At 53.4% G+C, this 21,707-nt stretch carries 24 protein-coding genes (1 of these 24 cut by a window edge); 2 read left to right on the forward strand and 22 right to left on the reverse strand.

What is annotated here, in order from left to right; all coding sequences use genetic code 11:
* From greA to TAMC210_RS05865, 16 genes are all read right to left on the reverse strand, one after another.
* Positions 1 to 242, reverse strand: partial view of a transcription elongation factor GreA gene (gene greA / locus TAMC210_RS05790; RefSeq protein ID WP_173297845.1) — the beginning only. The gene continues 244 nt to the left of window position 1, outside the view; the window shows 242 of its 486 coding nt (coding positions 1-242); it begins with the start codon at positions 240 to 242; the stop codon falls past the left edge of the window.
* Between the two features lie 308 nt (positions 243 to 550).
* Positions 551 to 1,495: a heme ABC exporter ATP-binding protein CcmA gene (gene ccmA / locus TAMC210_RS05795; protein WP_173297846.1), complete on the reverse strand. Its 945-nt coding sequence runs from the start codon at positions 1,493 to 1,495 to the stop codon at positions 551 to 553.
* A 29-nt stretch (positions 1,496 to 1,524) separates the two neighbouring features.
* On the reverse strand, positions 1,525 to 2,361 hold the full coding sequence (locus TAMC210_RS05800; RefSeq protein ID WP_173297847.1) for an ABC transporter permease: 837 nt from the start codon (positions 2,359 to 2,361) through the stop codon (positions 1,525 to 1,527).
* 56 nt (positions 2,362 to 2,417) lie between these two features.
* Entirely contained in the window at positions 2,418 to 2,963 is a 546-nt protein-coding gene (locus TAMC210_RS05805; RefSeq protein WP_173297848.1) for a nitrous oxide reductase accessory protein NosL, read from the reverse strand.
* Positions 2,957 to 4,450, reverse strand: a complete 1,494-nt coding sequence (gene nosD, locus TAMC210_RS05810; RefSeq protein ID WP_173297849.1) for a nitrous oxide reductase family maturation protein NosD — start codon at positions 4,448 to 4,450, stop codon at positions 2,957 to 2,959. Before nosD ends, TAMC210_RS05805 begins: the two co-directional genes overlap by 7 nt.
* On the reverse strand, positions 4,402 to 5,019 hold the full coding sequence (locus TAMC210_RS05815; protein ID WP_217267282.1) for a hypothetical protein: 618 nt from the start codon (positions 5,017 to 5,019) through the stop codon (positions 4,402 to 4,404). The genes nosD and TAMC210_RS05815 overlap by 49 nt, the downstream gene beginning before the upstream one ends.
* Positions 5,020 to 5,096: 77 nt before the next feature.
* On the reverse strand, positions 5,097 to 7,001 hold the full coding sequence (gene nosZ, locus TAMC210_RS05820; RefSeq protein WP_173297850.1) for a Sec-dependent nitrous-oxide reductase: 1,905 nt from the start codon (positions 6,999 to 7,001) through the stop codon (positions 5,097 to 5,099).
* Between the two features lie 38 nt (positions 7,002 to 7,039).
* Positions 7,040 to 7,579 (reverse strand): cytochrome C, encoded by a 540-nt coding sequence (locus TAMC210_RS05825; protein ID WP_173297851.1) that lies wholly within the window; start codon positions 7,577 to 7,579, stop codon positions 7,040 to 7,042.
* Positions 7,580 to 7,620: 41 nt separating this feature from the next.
* Positions 7,621 to 8,016: a hypothetical protein gene (locus TAMC210_RS05830; RefSeq protein ID WP_217267283.1), complete on the reverse strand. Its 396-nt coding sequence runs from the start codon at positions 8,014 to 8,016 to the stop codon at positions 7,621 to 7,623.
* 12 nt (positions 8,017 to 8,028) lie between these two features.
* Positions 8,029 to 8,667, reverse strand: coding sequence for a cytochrome b N-terminal domain-containing protein (locus tag TAMC210_RS05835; RefSeq protein ID WP_173297852.1), 639 nt, complete (start codon positions 8,665 to 8,667; stop codon positions 8,029 to 8,031).
* Positions 8,668 to 8,672: 5 nt separating this feature from the next.
* The gene (locus TAMC210_RS05840) at positions 8,673 to 9,065 is read right to left on the reverse strand and encodes a ubiquinol-cytochrome c reductase iron-sulfur subunit (RefSeq protein ID WP_173298159.1); all 393 of its coding nucleotides are present in this window, start codon (positions 9,063 to 9,065) and stop codon (positions 8,673 to 8,675) included.
* Between the two features lie 43 nt (positions 9,066 to 9,108).
* Positions 9,109 to 9,354: a hypothetical protein gene (locus tag TAMC210_RS05845; protein WP_173297853.1), complete on the reverse strand. Its 246-nt coding sequence runs from the start codon at positions 9,352 to 9,354 to the stop codon at positions 9,109 to 9,111.
* A 22-nt stretch (positions 9,355 to 9,376) separates the two neighbouring features.
* Positions 9,377 to 9,673, reverse strand: a complete 297-nt coding sequence (locus TAMC210_RS05850; protein ID WP_217267285.1) for a c-type cytochrome — start codon at positions 9,671 to 9,673, stop codon at positions 9,377 to 9,379.
* Between the two features lie 350 nt (positions 9,674 to 10,023).
* Complete coding sequence (locus TAMC210_RS05855) at positions 10,024 to 10,485, reverse strand: DUF4418 family protein (protein ID WP_173297854.1); 462 nt, start codon at positions 10,483 to 10,485, stop codon at positions 10,024 to 10,026.
* A 146-nt stretch (positions 10,486 to 10,631) separates the two neighbouring features.
* Positions 10,632 to 11,330, reverse strand: coding sequence for an ABC transporter ATP-binding protein (locus tag TAMC210_RS05860; RefSeq protein ID WP_173297855.1), 699 nt, complete (start codon positions 11,328 to 11,330; stop codon positions 10,632 to 10,634).
* Positions 11,331 to 11,345: 15 nt separating this feature from the next.
* Positions 11,346 to 12,548 carry an ABC transporter permease gene (locus TAMC210_RS05865; protein ID WP_217267286.1) on the reverse strand — a complete coding sequence of 401 codons (1,203 nt, stop codon included), beginning with the start codon at positions 12,546 to 12,548 and terminating at the stop codon, positions 11,346 to 11,348.
* A gap of 562 nt (positions 12,549 to 13,110) precedes the next feature.
* On the opposite strand from TAMC210_RS05865, the gene TAMC210_RS05870 reads away from it, so the two are divergent.
* Positions 13,111 to 13,611 (forward strand): hypothetical protein, encoded by a 501-nt coding sequence (locus tag TAMC210_RS05870; RefSeq protein ID WP_173297856.1) that lies wholly within the window; start codon positions 13,111 to 13,113, stop codon positions 13,609 to 13,611.
* Positions 13,612 to 13,691: 80 nt separating this feature from the next.
* Here the strand turns inward: TAMC210_RS05870 and TAMC210_RS05875 are convergent, their stop codons facing one another.
* The 6 genes from TAMC210_RS05875 to TAMC210_RS05900 all read right to left on the reverse strand — a co-directional run bounded on the left by TAMC210_RS05875 (position 13,692) and on the right by TAMC210_RS05900 (position 20,597).
* Positions 13,692 to 15,080: a sigma-54-dependent transcriptional regulator gene (locus TAMC210_RS05875; protein WP_173297857.1), complete on the reverse strand. Its 1,389-nt coding sequence runs from the start codon at positions 15,078 to 15,080 to the stop codon at positions 13,692 to 13,694.
* Entirely contained in the window at positions 15,070 to 16,374 is a 1,305-nt protein-coding gene (locus TAMC210_RS05880) for an ATP-binding protein (protein WP_173297858.1), read from the reverse strand. The genes TAMC210_RS05875 and TAMC210_RS05880 overlap by 11 nt, the downstream gene beginning before the upstream one ends.
* Positions 16,364 to 17,398 carry a uroporphyrinogen decarboxylase family protein gene (locus TAMC210_RS05885; RefSeq protein ID WP_173297859.1) on the reverse strand — a complete coding sequence of 345 codons (1,035 nt, stop codon included), beginning with the start codon at positions 17,396 to 17,398 and terminating at the stop codon, positions 16,364 to 16,366. Before TAMC210_RS05885 ends, TAMC210_RS05880 begins: the two co-directional genes overlap by 11 nt.
* A gap of 5 nt (positions 17,399 to 17,403) precedes the next feature.
* The gene (locus TAMC210_RS05890) at positions 17,404 to 18,054 is read right to left on the reverse strand and encodes a cobalamin B12-binding domain-containing protein (protein WP_217267287.1); all 651 of its coding nucleotides are present in this window, start codon (positions 18,052 to 18,054) and stop codon (positions 17,404 to 17,406) included.
* A gap of 290 nt (positions 18,055 to 18,344) precedes the next feature.
* A complete protein-coding gene (locus TAMC210_RS05895) occupies positions 18,345 to 19,256 on the reverse strand; it encodes a radical SAM protein (protein WP_173297860.1) in 912 nt (303 codons plus the stop codon).
* Between the two features lie 306 nt (positions 19,257 to 19,562).
* Positions 19,563 to 20,597: a BMP family protein gene (locus TAMC210_RS05900; protein WP_173297861.1), complete on the reverse strand. Its 1,035-nt coding sequence runs from the start codon at positions 20,595 to 20,597 to the stop codon at positions 19,563 to 19,565.
* 291 nt (positions 20,598 to 20,888) lie between these two features.
* Here TAMC210_RS05900 and TAMC210_RS05905 point away from each other — a divergent pair, with 291 nt between their 5' ends.
* On the forward strand, positions 20,889 to 21,707 hold the full coding sequence (locus TAMC210_RS05905) for a sulfite exporter TauE/SafE family protein (RefSeq protein ID WP_173298162.1): 819 nt from the start codon (positions 20,889 to 20,891) through the stop codon (positions 21,705 to 21,707).

Genomic DNA, 21,707 nt, shown 5'->3' on the forward strand with positions numbered 1-21,707 from the left:
TCCTGGGTATCGATAACACGCGCGTGGCGCAACTTCTTCTCTAAAGCAAGAATGCGGCCTTCTAAAAAGGCCTGCTCGTTTTTGGCGTCCTCGTACTCCGAGTTTTCACTGATATCCCCGAACTCGATGGCCTGCTTTATACGTTCGGCCACTTCCCGCCGTTTAACGGACTTAAGATACTCCAGCTCTTCCTCCAACTTCTTTAATCCGTCGACGGTCAGGAGGACTTCTTTTTCGGCCATTTACATTCGCTCCTTACTCTTTCTTTCTTCCTGCGCCGATTCGGTAACTCAATATATGAAGTTTATTGGCTCTTTATGCGCTCAAAAGCACTGGAGCAACGCCCAGTGCTTCCGGCCTCCTGCCTTTTATAGGTATTATAGGTACGGCTACCAACCATGTCAAGGAAAAAAGCCGTTAAGGAATCAATAAAGGGGAACCCCATCCGAGAACAATCCTAGAGGAACCCCTTGTGAAAAGCAACGGTGCTTGCCTCCTTAAGACCAGTAGGAAAAAGGGAGAGCACCTTAAAAAATAAGTTGACAACCAATCACGTCTTCGCGAGAGGGGTAGAGAGACCTGCCCGCTGCATGACTTCCTGGTAAATTATATCTAGCCCAGGTTCCTCTACCTCAAAGTCGGCAATATGAACCCCCTGGGCCAGTAGCTGCTCTATTATTTTACCCTTCTCTCCCACATTACAGGTAACTGTCAACTGGTTCTCTCCCATTTCCATAAACCCCAGTCCCTTGTCAGCCAGTTGCATCAACCAGGGAAAGGGATATTGACCGGCCAACCTGATTTTCATCTTGACCTTCAAGTTTAGTTGTGCCTGCAGTTGGGCAATGGTACCCAGAGCCACCATCTCTCCCCGGCACAAAATGGCTACCCGGTGGGCTAGCTCCTGCACATCGGCCAAATTGTGGGAGGAGAAGAAAACGGTGGTACCTTCTTCATTCCAGGTGCGAATCATTTGTTTTAGCCAGCAGACCCCCAAGGGGTCCAGGCCCGTGGTAGGTTCATCCAAGATCAGCAACTGGGGCCGGTGGATAATGGCCTGGGCCAGGCCTAGGCGCTGCTGCATACCCTTAGAAAAAGTTCCCACCCGTTTATGCATGACTTCCTTTAAGCCCACCTGCTCCAGGACTTCCGCACACCTTTCCGCAGGTTGCCCCTTTAACTTGGCGTAAAAGCGGATGGTTTCCCATGCGGTTAGATTATCATAGAAGCTCATCTTCTCGGGTAAATAGCCTATGTTCATTTTAGTCTCCTGGGGTTTCCGCTGGTGGGTATGACCCTCGATTATGATCTGGCCGCTGCTGGGGTTCACCAGACCTACGATCATCTTAATCAAGGTAGTTTTACCCGCCCCGTTATGGCCCAGGAGGGCAAAAACCTTTCCCCGGGCAACCTGAAAAGAAATATTTTTAACGGCAGCGAATCCTCCGTAATACTTATATAAAGCCTTTACTTGCAGGACATAGTCTCTATTCATGCTCTTCCGCCTTCCTATTCTCCTCCTCGCTAATAGTCCTGCCTCCTGCTAAACCACAAGGCGGCCACGGCCAGAGGCAAAATCATCCATAAGGCCAGAACCACTAAAAGTAATGCTTCCCCCGAGCCCGCGGATAGCACCCGGGTTAAAGCCGCCAGGGTAGGGCCGAAAGTGGCCTCACCCCCTAACTGAAGAATAACTAGCACCCGCACCATATCGGCCGGGTTCAATAGTAATAAAGCTAATAACAGGGGTACTACCAGGGTGACTTGCTGGAGGGCAGCCACTCCGATGGCTAAGAAATCGTAGACTAAGATAATCACAAACCAGACAAAAATAGCCAGCCCTAATGCTTGAGCTCGCCTGGTTGAGATCACCGAGATCAGGATGGCCAAGCTTAAAAAGATCAGGGCCAAACCCACGGAAAGGCCCACAAAAACCAAATAGTCCCCTAGGTATAAGACCCCCGTCTTCCAGGCCATGACCACTCCCGCGCCACCAAAGCCGCTAAAGATAGCGGCCACCAAGGCCAGGGCTACGCCCAGGAACTTGCCCATAATTACCTCGCCAGGGTGAACAGGATGGGTAAGTAGGACATGGAGGGAGCCGCTCTCCCTTTCCCCGGCCACACTGTAAGCCCCCATTACCAGGGCAATGAGGGGCAACAGGTACAACACCAGGTTCAGCAAGCTGGCCGTCACCCGGTTAAACCCCTGGTAGCCTCGCAGCCCTAACGCCGACAGGCCAAAAAAGGAGATTAAAAGGGCCAAAAGACCGAATACCACGGCAAAGGTGGTAAGCCATCGGTTGCGGATGGATTCCAACATCTCTTTTTCTGCCACCGTCAGGATATTCCCCAGGCTCATTTCCATCCTCCCTCATCTTCTACTCCACAATAACAATTCCCCCTGGGATTCTCGGTTTACCTTGCAGGTGGGATCCCCTCTTCCCCTCTTTCCTCAGAAGCATCCTGTTCCCCTTTGTCTTCAGCCTGCCGGGCCGGATCAAACCCCACCGTCAATTTGGCTTCCAGTACCTCTTCCCAGGTAAGGACTTTACCCTCGGTGCGTTCGGCTAACCTTTGGGCCTCTTCCTCCTGGCTACAGGCCACGATGCCAAACCCCATGGGAGTATTGATGCGCCCCTGTACGTAATAAGCCTCCCTGGCCGGCAACCATTCCAGCATATTAAAATCCGTTACATAAAGGGCCTTTACCCCCTGGCTCCCCTCGGGCCCCAGCCTTTTAAGATAAAGGACCATACACCCTATATCGTCGAAGCTGATGGGGTTTCCCATGCTATCGATGAGCTGGGCGGCAAAATGCATATCTACGATGCTCATTTTACATACCGGGCAAATGTCTAGGGTAGGATCAATGGCTTGGGGTTCCACATCTTCCGGACCTCCTCCGCAACCCGCCAGGGCCAGCCCTACCAATAGCAACAGGAAAAGCCGACATCTTACCATGGACTACCTCTCCTCCCCAGGAGCCGCCACCTCTCCCTTCTCCCGGAACTCAGGCGAAAGGCACGGCTAAAAATGGCACCGGCTAAGAGCAACATGAAGAGAGAATACCATCCCAACGCCTTGCTATGAACTTGCCTCTCCTGGTCGCCAAACTCCGGTATTTCAATCTCCACGGGCTGGGCTAGAGGATAGCGGTCTTCCGCTTTAGGAACATCCACCAGGGGGAAAATTCTCTCCGAAAACTCCAGGGCTTTAGCCGCAGGGCTGTTCAGAAATAACCGCACTGCCGGATATCGGGCCATCAAGTAAGTAAAAGGGTCCCCCGTCCGGTGGGGTATATCTCCAATGCCGTCCCGGTCCAGATCGAAACCCCAGTAATCATTCCAGTGGTTGCCTCGTCCTTCCTCATAAAAGCGGTTTCCTTCCCCCACTCGTCCCGATACCATGACAACGTCCTGGAGATTATCGATAAAGTTATTTTCCACAAAAAGGTTGTCCGAGGAACTAGATATCAGGTCCAGCCCAATATCATTAAGGGCCACCATATTGCGCCGAAAAACATTGCGCAAGGAGACGTCAAAGAAAACGCCTCTGGTATTGTCCACGATAATGTTCTCCTCGGCAAGGCTATCATCGCAAGTTGCAAAAAGTACGCCATAAGCCCTGTGCCCCCGGCTATGGGCAAAAACGTTTCTCCGAAACACAATCCGCTTAGAAAACATGGGGGCCGCCCCTGCCACATTATGAGTTAAAAGGTTGGCCTCGAAGTAATTATCATCGGAATACATGTAGTGAATGCCATATCTTACCCCCGAAATCCTGTTCCCGATTACACAGTTGTTATGGGCATAATTAAAATAAATGCCATCCCGGGTGTCTACAATTACGTTGTTCTCGATCTGGTTGTCTGAGGAGGCAAACAGGTGAATACCATCGCCTCCCTCTCCCTCAAAAGTGGGGTGATAACCGGCGTAGGGATCATTCTCGACTTGATAGGCTTCCGCCCTACCCTTTACCGGCCTGCCCCGGATAAGGTTGCGCCGGATGATATTGCCCTCCGAACGATCCAGATAGATGCCAAAATGATTGTTCACGATACGGCAGTCTTCGATGACTACCCCCCTAGCCGACTTTAATTTGATACCTGCATCGGAATCCTCCAGTTTTTTCCCGCTACCCAGGATTTCAAAGCCCTTAATGACGACATCATCGGCCAGGATGGTTATTACATCCCCCACCCCTCCTCCGTCGATCACCGGACATTCTAGCCCTAGCAGCGAAACGGACTTACTTATCACCAGTCTCTCCCGGTAGTGGCCCTGGTGTACACGGATAATATCTCCGTTATCCGCCCTATCCAGGGCCTCCTGGATAGTGCTGACCGGTCCCCCGGGCCATACCTCTATGGTGGCTGCAAGCGCCGTGCCGTTGACACCCCCTAAGATGAGGAAGGCAAAGAGGCCGAGGAGGAGGATTTTTCGTCCCATTGCCGGAACCTCCACAGGCTTAATACCATTAGCAGTATCCCTATCCCCAGCAGATAGCCGCCCAGACCGAACCCCGTATAGGTGGTAAAATTGGCCAGTTGGTTAGTACCTATCATGGGCGGGGTAAAGGGCGGGATTTTCATTGCCGCCTGGGGATCTAACTCGGTACCGTACTTATGGAGCCAGTACCACAGGCGGTAAATCCCCAGAGCTCCTCCTGCAGAGCCCAGCCCGGCCGTTAAAAGTCCTAGCCAATTGCGGCGCAGTAAAGCCGTGAGGACGGCCAGGAAGGCCAGTAAGCTTACCCCATAGGTCATATACTTTAACTCAGGGAAGTCTTCTTCCTGAATTTCTTTCATGCCAATGTAATGGTTGAGGTTGTTAATGATATCGATGCGGCCGCCTATCTTGTTAGCGTACACCGTCATGGGAAGCCCCTCCGGGTATTGAGGCGCTACCAGGTTCATATACCACCAGGGGAAAAACAGGGAAGCAATTAACAGGGCCGCTGACAGTAAAAATAAAACCCTCCCCGTGGTATTAAGCCGGCCATAGATCAGGTTTTTCACCCCTATCTCTCCTTTCAGGTGAGGTAAAGAGGGGGGGACCCGCGGCCGTAACCTTTAGACCCTCCCCTTCATTGAGGCTATTGTTGATCCTTAGGTTTTACGATTAGGAACCCTTGCATTTCCTGGTGAAGGGCCGAACAAAAGTTGGTGCAATAGAAGGGATATACGCCGGGTTTATCGGCCACAAATTCTATCTTTTCCGTCTGGCCAGGCTGGACCTCGAAATTGATGTCATACAAACAGATGGCAAAACCGTGGGTAATGTCTTCATCGAAGTCGGTGTTTGTTAGGTACCAAGTAACGTGGTCCCCTTCGTTCACTTCCACCACGTCGGGATAGTAACGACTGCGGTAAGACATCATATAGACGTTTACCCGGTTGCCATTGCGCTCTACCCTGGCGTCCTCCTTTTTGTAGACCGCACCCTCTAATTGCTCATCCTTGGGATAGACTTCGAAAGTCTTGATTTTGTCCGCCTTGATCATTTGAGCGTAGTGGGGTTCCGGGTCCACCGGATTGTCGAAAAGGACCTTCATTTTGGGCGAGGTGAGATCGACCAGTTGCATGGACTCGGGATGAGACGGCCCGACGGATAGGAATTTGTCCTTGGCCAGCTTGTTTAAGGCGACCAGGTACTTGCCGTCCGGAGAAACAGTATCCCCTTCGGCAGCGCACAGGTGGCCTGGGCAATAGTGGACCTGCACCTTATCCACCACTTTGAAATCCGTCAAAGACCATTTGGCCACGGCGCTTTCCACAAATAAGCTGGTATAAGCGTAGCCCTGATCATCAAATTGGGTGTGCAAGGGCCCCAGGCCTACTTCCACTTCCGCCACCCTCACCTTGTCATAGTTGACGATGGGGAAGCCGCGCTCCTCGCCCTGGAAATCCTTATTCTCGATGCACTCCATGAATTTCTCAAAGCTGAACACCGTAACCGTGGGCGACAGCTTGCCGTTGCCTATAATGTATTTCCCGTCCGGCGAAACGTCTACACCGTGGGGGCTCTTGGCGCACGGTATTAGATAAGTAGATCCCGGAACATCGCGGGGATCGATAACCTTGGCCCCGCCGATCTCCTTGTATTTACCTTCCTGGACAGCCTTTTCTAGCATCTTCCAGTTCATAGCTACGATATAGTCCCTCTCCCGCTGGGAGGCATTAACCTCCAGCAGGGTATACGCTTCTTCCGTGTTATAGCTGGTAAGGAACATCCAGCCATCGCTGACCAATTTTCCGGCATCCGAGAGGTCGTAAGACCAGGGCGGCAATAAAGCCTCCCAGGCCAAGCTCATGTTCCCGTTCTCGGGATCGATGGCAATGGCCGCCAGCACGCAGTAATATTCGTCCTTAAATTTTTCAATAGGGGCATACTTGCCAAAGGGGATGGGCCCGGCGAAGCGGGACGCCATCATGAAATACTCGCTATTGGGGGTAAGGAAGACGGCACCGTGGGGGCCGTAAATATTGGGGATGGGCCCCAATATCTGCTTGGTGGTAAAGGAATCCAGGTCTATACGGGCCACCCGGCTGTTGGCGTTATCGTTGACGAACAGCCAGCGACCATCGTATTCCCCGTTCGTCTCGCTTAAGGCCGGGTGATGGACGTCTCCCCAGGTAAAATTACCCAGCATTTCCTTGGTCTCTGCCGTCCAGCCGTAACCCACCGACGATTCTTTGGTGAAGACCGGAATAGTCCTGATCCTCCGCATGGAAGGTACGCCGTACACAAATACGTTTCCAGAATGCCCGCCCGAGGCAAAAAGGTAATATTCATCCAGTTTGCCGGGCGGTACATAAGTTTTTAGGGCCGCCTCCACAACTTCATCGGCTACACCCGTATTAGAGGCTGAAAAGTTGAAAGAGGCCCCTTCCTGGCTCGCCGAAGGGTTCACCCGGCCGGTAATGAATACAGCCAGTACCAAGCCTACCAGGAGGCCCGCTAGGGCTAAGACAATCTTACTAAAGGACCTCTTTTCCATATGCTTACTATCCTCCTTCCGTCACCCGCTACCTAGAATCACGGGTTCGTTTCTTGCTCCTGAGTCGGGGCTGGCGCGCCCTCGTCTGGCCCTCCCTCGGCTACCCTAGTCAGCAGCTCCAGGATTATCGTCTTTTCTTCATCGGTAATCTCCCTCCCTCGTAAAATTTCGGCCATAGTACCCTCGGGGTTCCACAGGAACTCTTCCAGGGTCTTACCATAGCGAGCCGGGACATTGTGATAGGCGTTGGAAAGGTCGGGTCCCGTCTCGCCGCCCTTCACGTTATAAGCACTCACTTTGTGGCACTGGATGCAGCCCAGGGTGGTGAAAATTTCCGCTTCCTTTTGCTCACCGGTAGCGGCTGTGCTCTCCCCGGCCTCGCTTTCGGGGGTTCCCTTATCTCCTGATGCAGCTTGCTCCTCTACATTTAAGCCAGCATTATAAACCGTAGATGCTGTTTGGGCCACCTCCGGGAAATACCTGGGCGCCGCCGCCACACTGGCGGTAAGGCCCCCTAGGAAACCTATTCCCGCCCACATCAAGAACAGCAGGATCCCCCCCTTACCCTTTGCCTCCACGGGGATATACCTCCTTTGTTCGAGTGCTGGCCATCACCCTGCTATCTGAGCCCCACATAGGTTAGGACCACCAGGCCGATGAGGACTAGCAGGGTACCTATGATGACTTTAGGCCTTTCTTCCGGTCGCCGGTGAGGGCTCCTGTCCAGCCAGGGCAGCAGGAACAGGGCCAGGAATACCAGGGCGGAGATCGCCAGTCCTAAAAGCTGCGGGACAACTTTGAGAAGGCCGTATACCCATAAAAAGTACCACTCGGGCTTGATATGGGCAGGCGTCATTATAGGATTGGCCGGGGGCCTCAGTTCACGGGGCGCTATACCGGCCAGGAACAAAACTAGACCGATAAAACCCAGGGCTAAGGCGAGTTCTGCCATAAAATGGTGTGGGTAGAAAGGGATACTCCCCTTGGGGGCTCGCTGTTCCATTTGTTGTTCCATCCCTTACCCCCCTTATAAACCACCGGATATGCCCTGCTTGCGCACCAGGAAAAAATGGATACCCATCAGAATAAGGGTCAGTATGGGCAGCACCACCACATGCAAAGCGTAAAACCTCGTCAACGTGTAACCGGTCACCTTCGTACCACCTTGGGTGAGCACCAGCAATTTGTCTCCTAATAGAGGAATGGACCCCATAATCTTGGTACCGATAATGGCAGCCCAGTAACCTACCTGATCCCACACCAGGAGGTAGCCCGTGAAGCAGAAAGTTAAGACCAGCAGTAACAGCGAAACCCCGACTACCCAGTTGAACTGCCGGGGAGGTTTATAGGAACCCGTGTAGATCACCCGCAACATATGGATGACTACGAGAATCACCATAAGATTGGCGCCAATATTGTGCACAGAGCGTATAACGCTACCCATGGGCACTTCTTCCATGATAAATTTGACACTTTGATAAGCCATTTCCGGTGTAGGCCGGTAGTAAATAGCGAGTATTATGCCGGTGACCGTCTGCACTAGGAAGGTTAGAAAAGTAAGCCCTCCAAAACAGTAAAGAAAACTACGGGCATGAAAAGGCACCGGGTGATCGGCAACCTCTCGCCATATGGACTTCAAATCTGGTTCCTTCAGCTGGGAAGCCATTACTTTTACCCCACCTCCTTTTCCACCATTACCAAGCCGTTTTCTACCCAGACTGCCAGGCGGTGCAAAGGTTCAGGGGGCGGCCCCTTCACTACTTTGCCTTCGGCGTCAAATACGCCGCCATGGCAAGGGCATTCAAAAACCTGCTCCTCTTCCTTCCAGGCCACAATACAGCCCAAATGGGTACATACCCGAGAAAAGGCTTTGTATTCCCCATCCTTCTTGAAGAGAATGGCAGGGTAGCCGTCATAGATGAATTCCACCGGTTTTTCCCCAACTTCCTCTTCTTTGGCCACGGCCATGCGCGGCGGAAGGGGCCTTAAAGAGCGGGGCGGCGACAGCGCTCCGGCGGTAAGCACCAGAGGTGTAGTCACACCTAGTACCACCGGGACTTCCATGAGGAGGGTTAAAAACTGCCGGCGCGAAAGTCCTCGAATTCTATCAGCTGGCACCCTCTTCACCCCTTTCTCCCTCTCCGTTCAAGACCAGCCGCCTCCAGGCGCTGGTCCCCAGAGAGGCGCTGCAACATATCAAGCCGCTTAAGATGGCCACCCAGTTCCAATTGCCAGCCGTCCAACTCCTGACCAGCATGAGTAACAGGGTGATGGAAGCCCAAGCGCTCAGCCCTAAAACCACTAAGCCTTCGATGTCTTTCTCCCCCCATTTCTCCTCTGGGAAAAACGCCACCCTTCTCCCCCCTCCTTAACCTTTATCTGGGATAAGTGCTTTCTAAATATTGCTGGATCTCCTTGGCTTCTTCCTCTGTTATAAAGGCCCCAAAATCGCGCATAAGCTGAATGATCTCCTCCCAGCTCTGATTCCCCTGGTAATTCTCTACCCGGTCCACGCCGTGGCATGTCGTACAGGCTCCTTGAAAGGCAAGGGCGCCGGCGGTATCCGCTTCCGCCTCACTGGGAACCTGTTGGGGAATGGCATACGGAGAAAAGAACAAGAATCCTATCACCATACCTACCAGGACCATAGTTCCCGTGAACGTGACTCTCACAAGTGCGGTCACCTCCCTCTCCTCTTCCAAGCTGTTTGTGAAAGGTTTCGCGAAGAAGTGCTGCTCCGGCAAGGAAAACTAAGGGGGTCTTTTTATGAGAAACCTTTCACTTTTACTGAACAACTTTAGCAAATTCTATGCCAGGACGGCCGGTCTAAGCGAGGGCCTTCTCCCAGAAACCCTTACGTCAGGTTACCCCCTAAAGGATGGGACAAAATTGCCTCACCAAGGGACATAAATGCCCCTATAGGACCCGGTCACAACAAAAAAGGCTTCCCGGTCTAGGCCGGGAAGCCAAAGCTAGGGCTTAATCAGGGGGATAAGTGAAGGGGACCGTCGGGTATAGCCTATTAGGGTGCCGAGCTAAGGTGCGCCCGCCTTTCTCCTGAAGTGGCATCTGCCGCCCTGTCTTTTTCCAAGTGAACGGCCAGCCCATTTGCCACTACTAATCCGCCCAGCACATACAATACTATGCGCGTAGTCCAGCATTCCATGGGGCTAAGACAAACACCGATACCGTACTTTGTGGGAAGGAGGAGAACTAGCAGCCCTAAAACCGCCCATACTTTCCCCAGGGCTTTCCTGGCCCCGCTTCCCTGGGCCAGCAAGAAAAATAGGGACGTCAAAAGGACAGCGATACCCAGGTAAACTTCAGCCTGTCCCGTATAATGGCAGCGCATATGGACGAGCCTCCCGGTTTTCAGCTCCAGGAGCCTCTGGCATACCGGAGCCAGGTGGAAGGGAGTCAAAATGATCAGCCCTCCCAGCAGTAAACCTATGGTCCCGGTGACTTTCTGCAGTTTAGTTTTCAACGTCCATCCCTCCTCGGGTTGTTCGGTCTGAACTGTTCGTGGTAAAAAAAGGGCCGACCAATCCTTCCCCCACTGTGCCGCCTTCCTTACCCCCAATAGCAGCAGGCTAAAAAGAGGTGGTGGGTCGGCCCCTCGTTATGGCTCCTTTATACAGCCAGGCTATTCTTATTCTGCAAGTACAGCTTCCCATTTTTTAAAGCGAAGATGTGCCGGGCCTGGGAAGCCAACCAGGTATCATGGGTAGCCACCACTACAGTTTTACCCTGGCGCCTGGTGGTCAGTAGCCACTCCGCCACCTTTTGACGTTGAGCCTCATCCATTTCAGCCGTGGGCTCATCGGCCAGGATTATTTCCGGATCGTAAAGCAGGGCCCTGGCCAGAGCCACCCGACGGCGCTGCCCTCCGCTCAGCTGGTGGGGTAAAAACCCGGCTCTTTCCTTAAGGCCGAACTGTTCCAATAATTCCTCTATCCTGGTGGCCAATTTTCTCTTCGGTATTTCCTTCTTCAGTACCCAAGCAGGTAAGGCCAGGTTTTCCCAGACAGTCAAGGTAGGTATCAGATAACAACGTTGAAAAACAAATCCTATCCTTTGGCCCCTCAGCTCGCTCAGCTGGTCTTCGCTCAAGTGGTACACGTTCCGCCCGTCCATTATCACCTCCCCCTCGGTAGGGCGGAGCAGGCAGCCCAGGATAAAAAGTAATGTCGTCTTGCCGCTTCCCGAGGGGCCCAGGAGGGCATAGGTCTCCCCCCCTTGCAAGGTCCAATCGATTTCCCGTAAGGGGGTCACCTTTCCGCCGTAGCCGTCGTCAAAGCAATGCGAAACTTTTAGCAACCTGATCTCCATTCCCCTACTCCCTCCTTACTTGAGCTCCCCTTCGGTCAGCGCAGTTACCGGGTCCAAGCAGGAGCAGGTTCTAGCCGGCCAGGCGGCCGCTAGAGCGCTCAGGATTAAGATGACCAGAAGTATACCTCCCAGCAGCAGGGCCACCTCAGCCGTCGGAGGCAGCAGAAAAGGAAAGGAACCGGATTTCTGCACCAACCCCTTCAGAATGAGCGTTATCCCCCAGCCGCCCAGGAGGCCCAACAGGCCGGCCCCCAAGCCGGTCCAAAGGGTTTCTAGCATCACCATGGAGAAAATGTGCCCCTTCCTAGCCCCCAGGGCCCGCAGCAGGCCTATTTCCCCCTGGCGTTCTATCACTAAGGAGGTATAGCGGGATAAGAGGGAGGCCACAATGACCCCTCCAAGGGCCACTACCAGCAACCAACTAACACCCACCAATACCAACAGCTGCTTTTTTAAGTCCAGGAACAGCTTTCCTGCCGTTACCGCCCTTACACCCCCTAGGCTGTTAATGGACCTAGCCACCACTTCAGGGGCCGCCCCCTCCTGCACCCGGACCAGTATGGCTGAAACAAGGTGGGCGGGGTCCCCCGCTTCCTTCCACAGGTGTTGCAAGTAAGGACTTTCGGCTGAGATCTGGCGCGCATTGGAAATGTGAATAAAGATAGTTTTATCCACCCCGCCTCCCAGAGGGCGTAAGTAACCCGCCACTTCATAGGGATGACCCAATATCAGCACTCGATCCCCTAAAAAGGCCGGTACCTCGCCACCTACTATCACTTCATTGGGATTTAAATCCCGTCCAACCGACTTGTCCAACAGCCTTTTCACCACAAAATCCGTTTGGGGATCGTAGCCAACTAATCTGTATTCCTCGGGGAGGCTACAGCAGCTCTGATTTAAGGTCTGGCTAAAGAACTGGGCGGTAGCTTCGGCGACTCCTGCAACGGACTTAACCTTTTCTAGCATTTGGGCCGGCATATAGACATTCACCGGGATACCGGTAAACAACACCTGGTCGGGGTCATATTCCACTCCAGGGGGCAAAACCAAGATATCTGCTCCCAGGTTATCTACGGCTCCTCGCGTGCCCACCTCAATGCCTTTTACCAGCAGCAGACAAGCCACCAGTGAAGCCGTACAAGTAGCCACTACCATTAAGGTTAAGCCGGTTTGCCAGGGCCTGCGCTGAAGGTTTCTTAAGCTTAACCTCCATAACACCTTTGCCACCTCCTTTTGAGCGACTAAACCGGGGCACTGGGTTGGTAACCGGGTAGGTAGAAGTTTGTGAAATCCGTCTCAATTCCACCTTGCTGCCTATCCCTTTGTTTTTGCCGCTTCCCGTTAGTTTCCCGTTGCCTAGGTCGATGCCGCTTGTCTATTTATTCACAGCTAGCACTGAGGTTTGTGAAAAGAGGATTCAAGGCCCTTTCCGTTGCAAGATCCGTGCCATAAGTACAAAATACAGGCCACAAGAACACAAGGAATAGGATGGTCGAGGGGTTCAACTAGCGAACCTAGTTCTAGAGACATTCCTGTCTCATTCTGTCCCTTTTATGCCCCACTTAACGCGAGTTCGTTGGCATTAAAGGGCCTCCAGCATGCTTGGTTCTTTTTTTAACAGCTGGCATTGGTTTTGCATCTCTCTTCATGGGATAAAGAAGGCGGTAAAGGGAAGTCGCCGGCTGACCCTATGGCCAGATTGCGAGTAGGAGGTTAATAAGAAGTGAAGCACTGGATGAAAGGCTTATTTCTAATAATGGGGCTTTGGGGGTTCTTATCCTTGCTAACGGGATGTAACAAAAGCCCGGCACCGTCTTCACCCGATTCTGATATGGCCGTGGCCAAGGTTGATCCCGGCACACCGCTCAGCAAAGTCTATAATATTGACCGCATAGTGGAGCTGGAACCGATTAAAATAAGAATCGTCAACATCGGTATCGTAAACTTCCTCAATGCCCCACAAGACAGGAGCGGCCAGGTGGCCTTGGGCCTGGAAATAGCCAATACTGGAGACCAAACTGTCTACTATTACCCGGAAGAAATGGTTTTAACAACGCCCTCCGGCCAAAATTTTCCCCCTGACGTGACCATATCTTCGGACGTGGGGGGCTCCTACCCTCCCAGGACGATCAAAAAAGGCTTTATCCTATTCCCTGTCGCCGGAAATATGCAGGAGGAAATAAGCCGCCTGACTATTAAATTCCCGGCTCCTGAGGACTCCCATCATAATCCCCTGCGGGAGGAATTAACCATCGATATAGAATTGAAAGAGCAAAAATAAATCCCCCGCTGCGCCGGGAGGCCAGTTTTAAACTATAAAGGACGGGGATCCGCTGTAATCTTGATGATACTGCTCAACACTTACCCATCATCAAAGGGGATTTTATGTTTTTTCAATAGGCGGTGAATCGTTTTCCGGTTTACGCCGGCTTCCCTGGCCGCCTGGGAAATATTACCGCCATTCTTCTTTAACAGTTCCAGGAGGTATCTAACCTCAAAAGTTTCGATCCACTGGGCTTTAGCCTTATGAAAAGGCAAGTCTACCCGGGGGGAGGTGTAAAAGACGTCCTCTTTTTTCTGCAACTTCTCAGGTAGATCTTCAGGCATGATAACCTTAGAGTCACAGAGGGCTACCGCTCTCTCTATCGCATTTCTTAACTCGCGGACGTTGCCCGGCCAGGAATACTGTTGGAGGAGCTCAAGGGCCTTGGGCGAGATGCCCTTCACGGGTTTGCCCATCTGGCGAGAAAAATGCTGGAGAAAATGGTTTGCCAACAGGCGAATATCCTGCCTGCGCTCCCTCAAAGGCGGTAAAGTGATAGTAATAACATTCAGGCGGTAGTAAAGATCCTCGCGAAACTCCCGCCTCTCTACCGCTTCTTCCAGATTACGATTGGTGGCTGCCAAGACACGCACGTCCACCTTAATCTCTTTCGTACCCCCTACGCGGCGGAAGGCCCGCTCCTCCAGGGCCCTCAATAACTTGGCCTGTAGCGACCAGCTCAACTCTCCAATTTCGTCCAGAAACAGGGTACCTTTATGGGCTAATTCCATTAAGCCTTCTTTGCTGGCATGGGCGCCGGTAAAAGCGCCTTTTTCATGTCCGAAGAGTTCGCTCTCCAATAACTCATCGGGCAGGGAAGCACAATTCACCGCGATGAAGGGACCCTGCCTCCGCTTGCTGTTGGCATGGATACTGCGAGCCACCAGTTCTTTACCGGTGCCGCTTTCCCCCAGGATAAGAACGTTGGCATCACAGTCGGAGGCTTTACGGAGGATTTCTACTACCTGCTGGAGCCCACCGTTGGCTCCGATGAGGTTGGCAAAATTATATCTTTCCTCTAATTGGGAGCGCAAAATTTGGTTCTCTTCCCTTAAGGCCAGCCGTTCTACCGCCCGCTTAAGGGTTACTTCCAGTTGTTCTGCCGAAAAAGGTTTGGGTAGGTAATCAAAGGCCCCGTCTTTCATGGCTTTAACAGCCGATTCCACCGTAGCATACCCGGTAATAATGATGACCAGGGCATCCGGTAAAATGTCTTGGGTAATCCGGAGAACTTCCAGGCCATCCAGTTGCGGCATCACTAGATCCGTAAGTACTATATCCGGCTGCACTTCGGCTATAGCTTCAGCGGATCGTGTGCTATCCCTTAAGGTAGTACATTCGTAGCCCATACGCTCCAGGAGGCGCTGGCAAGTTTCCAGCATGTCTATCTCATCGTCAATGACCAGTATACGACGCTTACCTGTCACCCGCATCACCTTCATCAGGGATTGGTAGTTTGATGGATACCGTGGTGCCCTTCCCTTCCGTACTGCTCACCTCCATTTTCCCGCCGTGCTTTTTCACAATGGCGTAGCTGATGGATAAACCCAAGCCCGTGCCTTGGCCGGCCGTTTTAGTAGTAAAAAAGGGCTCAAAAATTTTATCTAAGTTGGACGGGGGAATGCCCACGCCGTTATCGCTGATATCCACCTGTATTTCCTTCTTGTCCCCATGGAGGGCGGTGGTAATTTTAATCTCCCCGCCGGCAGGCAAGGCATCGCGCGCGTTGGTTAAAAGGTTGACCAAAACCTGTTGCAGCTGCTCCCGACTACCTTTAATCAGGGGCAAGTCTACGAGCTGCAGAGAAAAGCTAATACCCTGGCGGGCGAATTGTTCTTCCAGCCAATCCACCGTCTCTTGGATAAGCTTGTTAAGCGAAACAAGCTCTACCCCTTGTAGCGTCTGGCGGGAGAAAGCCAGCAAGCCCCGGGCTATGCGGGCTATGCGGCTGACGTGCTTTTTTATCACAGCCAAATCCTTCAACACCGCTTCGGGCAGAGATAATTTTTCTGCCTCCAGTTCCAGTAGCTCTAGGCGAGTAAGAATTATCCCCAGGGGATTGTTTATTTCGTGAGTCAGATTAGCCGCCAAACGTCCGGCCGCCGCCAGCCGTTCGGAAAGAATCAATTGACGCTGGGCCGTTTGTAACTCGCGGATCGTCTCCTCCAGGGCCCGGTTCAAGGCCGCAATATCCCGGTTGGCCTGGGCTAGCCTTTCTTTCTCCCAGGCTAGCCGGTTGAACAGCCGGGCTCGCTGGATGGTGGCCGCCGTTTGATTGGCTATGGCCAGCAACACGTCTAACTGTGCCCGGCTAAATGCTACCGGTTGTGTACTTTTGAGGGAAAGGGCACCCAGTACTTCGGTGCCCGCAACGAGGGGAACACAGATACGGGCGAGGCACTGCCTACCGCAGGGATAACGGCAGCACCTGTGCTGTGCCTTCACCTCGTCTACGACCACAGGCAGTTGTTCCTTAACAACCTTGCAGTCCCGTATCGTCCGGCCACAGGGACCATGAAAGGTCTCGCCGTCGATATCCTTAATACCTAAATATTGGAAATTTAAAAGGAGAAAAAAGCAACGGTAAGGTGGAAAAAGCTTTTCCAGTTCCTTACCGATAACACCCAGAACCTGAGGTAAATCCAGAGGCAGGTAACCGGTAATATTATTAATTTTAATTAAGGTGGCCAATTGTTCCCCGCTTAGCCCCTTAAGTCCCATAATCCTCCTTCTCCTCTCGAGCCGCCATGAGAGCCTCTAAGTTTTCCGGCCGGCTATTGAGGGGCAATTCGCACCCGGTGCCTAAAATATAGCCCCGCTGCGAAGCGGCCAGCCGCAGTAAAGTCCGCGCCTCTTCTTTTATTTCCCCGGGGTCAAGCTGTACAAAGGAGAAGGGCTTTATGTTGCCCACCACAACTGTATGGGGCAACAGGTTAAAAGCCTCTTTTAAGGGTACCTCATAGTCTACGGTCGCCAGGTCAGCCCCGGCCTGCGGATAAGAAGGCAGCAAGTCGCGACTTTGGCCGGTAATGGCCAGCCAACAAGCCAGGGCTCCGGCCGTCTTGCAGTCTCTAAAAATGCTATGAATTAAAGGAAGTTCCACCTCCCGGAATATGCTGGGAGGGATAATGCTCTGAGAGGCGACGGGGTCCATCAGCATAATGACCTGGGCTCCTGCGTCCAAGAGGGCCAAGGCAAAATTGCGGGATAAGGGGGCCAAGTAACTTAAGACTTCTTGGAGTTTCCGTGGATTATCTGCCAGCAAGAACAAGGTCTTTTCGAGGCCCAAGATCTGGGCGACAATGCTGACAGGTCCTACCACTACAGCTATTACCGGAAGCTTATCTCCCACTTCCCGGCGCAATATCCTGGCTGCCTTTAATAGTTGGGGCATCCTGCCGTGCTTGGCAGGATCGGGCAAGGGTTTCTTGAGTAAAATATCAGGGGACGGGGGCTGGTAGCCGGGCTGGACGTAGGGATAATCGTCTGCGGGAAACTCCAGGGGGACACCTAGGCTTTCTACCTCTACCGCATTGCCCCCGTAAACGAACACCCCGTCGTAGCCGAAACACCTCTGGGCCTGCAGCTGGGAATATACCTGGGCCTCGGCCTCTGTCACATAATCCCTAATTTTGAGCCCCGCCAGTGTAGCCGCATACCCAAAAACCATAGGCAAGCAACAGCGGCGGCCGGTGGGCTGCCACCGGAGGGCATCCTTGAACCTTTCCAGGGGGCTCCTCTCCATAGGCGCTATTCACCCTCTTTTTTTAAGTACTGCAACAGGTTAAAAACATTCTGGGCTACATAGTCTACATTGAGCTCCCCGGCTTCTGCCTGGCGCAAGGCCGCACCACCCGCGAGGACGCGTACTTCTTTTAACCCCTCTTGGACGGCCAGCTTCTTCACTTCCTTTACGTAATCCACGGTAGTGGTAATCAGGCTGCTCACCCCAATATAGCGGGCCCCCTCGTGGGCGGCAGCCTCTACAAAGCGTAAAGGGTCCACATCCTTGCCCAAATCAACCACCTTGTAACCGCACACCTTTAACATGAGACCGACGATGTTTTTGCCTAAGTCATGGACATCTCCTTTAATCGTTCCTAAAATAACAACCTCATTTCTTTTTAGGCGGCTGCTGCTCAAAGAAATATGCCTGCAGATAACCTGCTCCATCACATCCATCATAGCCCGGCCTGCCAGTAAAATTTCTAGCAAACTGAACTGTTCGTTATTACACTTGACATCCAGGGACTCTAAGGCTTTAGTTAGCCCTTCCTCAACTACCAGCTCCACATCTAGCCCCCTGGCCAATAACTGGCGGGCCATAGCTACGGCTTCTTTATTGTCTCCGCGGGCGATGGCCAGGGCGAGATCCTTAGTAGTGGGAAATCTCTCTTTCACACCCCTGGTCCCCCTTTCCCGTACACATTACCGAACCGGACGGGATCCCTATTTGTCCTAACTAGAATCCACGGCTTATGGTGCTCTCAGGTGTCCCTCGAGGGGCCCTCACCTCCATTTTCCACAATTTTAGGGGCAAAGCCAAGGGGGTACCAAACCCGGCGCATTCCCGACTTTTTAGCCGGGCTTGTTTTTTTACCGGCCAGGAATGAAGTAGTCTTCTCTATATTCGGCATTTCTGATGAAGTTCGGCTATTGCCCTTTTGCTGCCAGTCCACTTTTATTTTACACTAAAGAGCCAGCCGAAAGTGGGGGCTTGCGCGGCGGGCGGCCTGTAGAGCTTCTTTATACTCCTTAGCCGTAAGGCGCCGGGCCAGGGCCCCGTAGCGCCGCGCCTCTCCAGCCGGATAGTACTGGTCCATGAGGTTGATGTAAGAGTAGGGAGAAATCTCCCGGGCGATAAAATCCATCACTTCCTCTGTGCCGGCCAGTCCCTCGGGCAGCACTAGGTGGCGGATGATAAGGCCTCGCCGGGCAAGGCCCTTATGGTCGATTTCCAGATCCCCGACCTGGCGGTGCATTTCCTTGAGGGCTTCCTTGGCCACCTGGGGATAATCGGGTACCCGGGAAAACCGGCGGCCCACTTCCGCATCGGTATACTTGAAATCGGGCATGTAAATATCAATCAATCCGTCGATCCTCTCCAGAGTAGCTTTCTCTTCGTACCCGCCGCAGTTGAAAACCAGGGGCAAGTGCAAGCCCTCCTCCGCGGCCAAGGCCAGGGCGGCGACAATTTGGGGGACGTAATGGGAAGGGGTGACCAGGTTGATGTTGTGGCAGCCCCGCTCTTGGAGGGCCAGCATGATGCGGGCCAACTCCTCCAGGGATACCTTCTCACCCTCCTTCCCCCGGCTGATTGCGAAGTTCTGGCAGAATACGCAGCCCAGGTTGCAATGGCTGAAGAAAATCGTACCCGAACCTCCCCAGCCCACCAGGGGCGGCTCTTCCCCGAAATGGGGACCGTAGCCCGCGATCTCCACCTCCCACCCCGCCCGGCAAAAGCCCAGTTCTCCTTTTTGCCGGTTGACGTGGCAGTGATGGGGACAAATAGTGCAGTCTTCGAGGCGCTCCAGGAGCTCGGCGGCCAGCTCCTTCAGCCGCCCTCTGGCCAGGTAATTCCTGTAACCCGGATATAGGTCCATGCCCGTCCCTCGCCCTTACCTTCCGTACAGCAACTATTATACCCGGGATATACCCAGGACCTTCCCGACGAAACCCTTTAGCTTTTATAAGGTCCTCCTATATTACTTAGAGGTGGGTTTCGAGGTAGGCCCGGGCCGTACCTCCGCCGCGGGGTGGGGTTTACGGCAGGTAGAAAAGGGCCCACTCCAACCCTTGCCAGTAGTTTAGATCAGGAATTAGGTCCGGGCAAGGCCTCCCTATAAAAAGCAAAGCCCGCCGGCGCCCAAAGGAGGCACCGGCGGGCTTTACCGTAACTCTTCTCTAACTTATCTGTCGGGCTTTATTCCTGCCTTGCCGCTTTTAACATCCTCGACGACTTGATTAATTTTCTCCTTCACCTCGGCGGACAGCTTGTCTTCAAAGCCATGGAAGGGCGCCAGGTATACGGCACCTTCTTTAACGCCCATGTAGTAAATCTTGGGTTCGTACTGGCCTTCCTGCACGATCTTGCCGAAGGCCACCATGGCCTGGGCCCAGCTCTGGACCACGCTGGTCACCACGGTATCGGGCGCCACGCCGTTCAGATCCGCGCCGTACCCTATGGCCAGGACCTTTCTCTCCTGGGCCGCCTGGATGGCTCCCAGGCTGGCCTGGTTGGCATCTCCCATAACCACATCGCAGCCTTGGTCGATGAGGCTCAAGGTCATCTCTTTCATTTTGGCCACATCGCTAAAACTCCCCGTCATGGCCGTCTTGACGTCGATGTTGGGGTTAACGTATTTAGCCCCGTCAACAAAGCCGTCCAGGGTTTCGCGGATGGGAGGCATCTCCTCCCCGCCGATGGCGGCTACCTTGTTGCTCTTGCTCAGGATGGCGGCAACGGCCCCCTGCAGGAAACCGATCTGATAGTTATCTACTACGAGAGAGCAGACGTTATCCTTGGCAACGCTGCCGTTGTTGATGACGAAAATGGACTCGGTAAACTGGGGCGCCACCTTTTGGGCCGCACCCTCAAACTGGAACCCGTGGGCAATTATTATGTCATATCCCTGCTCCGCATATCCCCTCATAATCTCTTCCTGATCCGATTGGCTGACGTTTTCCGTGTAGGACACTTCAGCGCCAAGTTCCTGTTCCATGGCCTTTAATCCTTCGTAGGCCGTGGCATTCCAGCCGTTATCGTTAATGGGGCCGGGAAGCACCAGGGCTACTTTTAGTTTCTCGGAGCCCTCGCCTCCTTGGGTACCCTCTTCCTGGGGAGACGGCTGCTCGGCAGCCTTCTGCTGCCCGCACCCGCCCAAAGCGAGGAGACCTAAGAGGAACACAGCGACGACGAGTAACCAGTAGGACTTCTTAAACAACCTTTCTGCCTCCCTTGTCTTCAGACGTTATTAGGTCTGATTAATAAATTCGCCGGCAACCGCCTTTTCTCCTGCTTGCAGGGAAGGTAAAATACAAAAATTAAACCCTACTATCAAACCAACTACTTTTCTCCCGGATCACCCGATAAGGCTACACCACGCCAGGCCCTAGGCCGGGAGGAGCCCGGGGGAGCCGTCGATCTCTCCCTTGCGCAACGGGTTAAGAGGCCGTATGCTGTTGGTAACGGTCTTTAACAGGAGGTCTTTCCCGTGCTGCCCCTGGATACCACTATGGCCGTTTTTTTGGTCTCCGTGGTCGCCGGTACCATCGGGGCCCTGCTGGGGCTGGGAGGAGGCATTATCCTCATTCCCGTCCTTACTCTGGGCTTCGGTATCGATATTCGCTATGCCGCCGGCGCCAGCCTGATTTCTGTAATAGCCACCTCCAGCGGGGCGGCGGCCGCCTATGTACGGGACCGCCTTACCAACATCCGCATCGGCCTTTTCCTGGAGATGGCCACCACCTCCGGAGCCATCACCGGAGCCTATTTGGCCGGGGTAATCAGCCCGCGCTTCTTATATATCATTTTTGCCCTCATGCTGGGTTATTCTACCCTGGCCATGTTCCGGCGCCGCCACGTGGAGTTGCCCGAGGGAGTTGTGCTCCACCCCCTGGCCCGCAAGCTGCGCTTGGAAGGAAGCTACTACGATCCAGCCTTAGCCAGACAGGTTGATTATACTTCCTCCGGGGTTTACGAAAGTTTTGCCCTTATGTACGTGGCCGGGATTATCTCGGGCCTTTTGGGGATCGGCAGCGGGCTTTTCAAGGTCATGGCCATGGATGTGTTCATGAAGCTGCCCATGAAGGTTTCCACCGCCACCAGCAACTTCATGATCGGGGTCACCGCTGCGGCCAGCGCGGGCATCTATTTTGCCCGGGGCAATATCAACCCGGCCCTTGCCGCGCCGGTTGCCCTGGGAGTAATGGTGGGTGCCACCCTGGGCACCCGCCTTATGGTCCGGCTCCGCAATGTTACATTGCGCAAGATCTTTGTCCCTGTACTGCTCTATGTATCCTTGGAAATGCTCCTTAAGGGTTTGAAGGGGTGA

The organism is Thermanaeromonas sp. C210 (assembly GCF_013167955.1).
GTDB lineage: Bacteria > Bacillota > DSM-521 > Neomoorellales > Neomoorellaceae > UBA12545.

What these genes read in the sequence shown, in the direction of transcription:
- ccmA (WP_173297846.1), bottom strand. Translation starts at nt 1,495, where the DNA reads ATGAATAGAGACTATGTCCTGCAAGTAAAGGCTTTATATAAGTATTAC.
- TAMC210_RS05800 (WP_173297847.1), bottom strand. Translation starts at nt 2,361, where the DNA reads ATGAGCCTGGGGAATATCCTGACGGTGGCAGAAAAAGAGATGTTGGAA.
- TAMC210_RS05805 (WP_173297848.1), bottom strand. Translation starts at nt 2,963, where the DNA reads ATGGTAAGATGTCGGCTTTTCCTGTTGCTATTGGTAGGGCTGGCCCTG.
- nosD (WP_173297849.1), bottom strand. Translation starts at nt 4,450, where the DNA reads ATGGGACGAAAAATCCTCCTCCTCGGCCTCTTTGCCTTCCTCATCTTA.
- nosZ (WP_173297850.1), bottom strand. Translation starts at nt 7,001, where the DNA reads ATGGAAAAGAGGTCCTTTAGTAAGATTGTCTTAGCCCTAGCGGGCCTC.
- TAMC210_RS05830 (WP_217267283.1), bottom strand. Translation starts at nt 8,016, where the DNA reads ATGGAACAACAAATGGAACAGCGAGCCCCCAAGGGGAGTATCCCTTTC.
- TAMC210_RS05835 (WP_173297852.1), bottom strand. Translation starts at nt 8,667, where the DNA reads ATGGCTTCCCAGCTGAAGGAACCAGATTTGAAGTCCATATGGCGAGAG.
- TAMC210_RS05840 (WP_173298159.1), bottom strand. Translation starts at nt 9,065, where the DNA reads ATGGAAGTCCCGGTGGTACTAGGTGTGACTACACCTCTGGTGCTTACC.
- TAMC210_RS05860 (WP_173297855.1), bottom strand. Translation starts at nt 11,330, where the DNA reads ATGGAGATCAGGTTGCTAAAAGTTTCGCATTGCTTTGACGACGGCTAC.
- TAMC210_RS05880 (WP_173297858.1), bottom strand. Translation starts at nt 16,374, where the DNA reads ATGGGACTTAAGGGGCTAAGCGGGGAACAATTGGCCACCTTAATTAAA.
- TAMC210_RS05885 (WP_173297859.1), bottom strand. Translation starts at nt 17,398, where the DNA reads ATGGAGAGGAGCCCCCTGGAAAGGTTCAAGGATGCCCTCCGGTGGCAG.
- TAMC210_RS05895 (WP_173297860.1), bottom strand. Translation starts at nt 19,256, where the DNA reads ATGGACCTATATCCGGGTTACAGGAATTACCTGGCCAGAGGGCGGCTG.
- TAMC210_RS05905 (WP_173298162.1), top strand. Translation starts at nt 20,889, where the DNA reads ATGGCCGTTTTTTTGGTCTCCGTGGTCGCCGGTACCATCGGGGCCCTG.